At 40.7% G+C, this 1,341-nt stretch carries 1 protein-coding gene; it reads left to right on the top strand.

The annotated features are described in order from the left end of the window. Positions 1 to 81: 81 nt before the first annotated feature. The gene (locus tag AB4482_RS22595; RefSeq protein WP_008222359.1) at positions 82 to 1,116 is read left to right on the top strand and encodes an IS110 family transposase; all 1,035 of its coding nucleotides are present in this window, start codon (positions 82 to 84) and stop codon (positions 1,114 to 1,116) included. Positions 1,117 to 1,341: the final 225 nt, after the last annotated feature.

The raw sequence follows: 1,341 nt of genomic DNA, 5'->3' as shown, positions 1-1,341 counted from the left end.
CCCCCTAAGATGTATGGACTCTCTCCCTTCGGGGAGCTACATTGAAATTTCATACCAGCAGTGACAGTCAGGGTTCATATTATGGAAAAAGACAATATTATTGCGATTGACCTAGCCAAAAGTGTTTTCCAAGTTTGTAAGGTTAGCCCTAGAGGTAAAATCATTTATAACAGGGAAGTATCAAGAAAACGATTAAAAGAGCTTTTAGTAAAGGAAACGAAGTCTTTGGTTGCGATGGAAGCCTGCGCTACTGCACATTATTGGGCTCGTTATGCTGAACGTGCTGGCCATCAAGTAAAGGTCATCAATGCTAGAATTGTTAAGGGATTTCAGACAAAACAGAAAACCGATAAAAATGATGCCATTGCGATAGCAACAGCTGCGCCCCTAGAACACATCCAAAGTGTACGTATTCAATCGGTGGAAGAGCAGGCAATGCAATCAACAGAACGAGCAAGAAGTTTAGCGCTTACTCATGTGATTGCTCAAAGTAACCAGATACGTGGTTTGTTATTAGAGTTTGGAATTGTTATTCCACAAGGCATTAATTCTTTACGTCTAAACCTTCCTATGATTTTAGAAGACGCTGAAAATGATTTGCCTGATAGTTTTAGACAAATTGTTATGAGTCTATGGGAGCATTTAGAAGTGCAGATAGAACATGCCGACGCAATAACATCTTCTTTGAAAGGGACTATTGAATCAAATCAAGTGTGCCAAAAGTTAATGAAACTTGAAGGTGTAGGCCCTATTGGTGCTTTAGGTTTGTCTTTGAGATTAGGCAAGGGCGAGCACTACTCTAATGGGCGTAATGCAGCGGCTAGCATAGGATTAACACCAAAGCAGCATAGTTCTGGTGGGAAAGAACACATTGGGCATATTTCTAAACAATGTGCAGACAAGCGACTCCGAGCCACGTTATATCAAGGGGCGCTTTCTGTTGTTAGTTTGGTTGTTAATCGTCCACCTAAAACACATAAAGAGCAATGGCTTAAGGCTTTGATAGCTAGAAGAGGAAAGAAAGTAGCAGCAATAGCCCTAGCAAACAAAACTGTTCGAACCGCTTTTGCTATCTTGAAATCTGATTCAGAATACGAGCCAGAAGTCATAGTTTAAAAGGTGTCCAGTCAACAAAGATCGACAGTAAAACAGGTAAGACCAACCAATAAAAGTCAGCTCGGTTCTAGGGTAATAAAATACCGTCCCTAAGATTTTGACCTATTGGTGCGATTACATTTTAGGGCGAGGTAGCTCCTCATAGTAGCCCGTATATAAGAACGCATCTAACATGTTTTACTAGAAAGATTTGATTGACGACAGCCGAGAGTCCATATAAGAACC

This window comes from Vibrio sp. 10N.222.55.C7 (genome assembly GCF_041473335.1).
Lineage (GTDB): Bacteria > Pseudomonadota > Gammaproteobacteria > Enterobacterales > Vibrionaceae > Vibrio > Vibrio crassostreae_C.
This window is presented reverse-complemented; position numbering and strand designations above follow the sequence as displayed.

What these genes read in the sequence shown, in the direction of transcription:
- AB4482_RS22595 (WP_008222359.1), top strand. Translation starts at nt 82, where the DNA reads ATGGAAAAAGACAATATTATTGCGATTGACCTAGCCAAAAGTGTTTTC.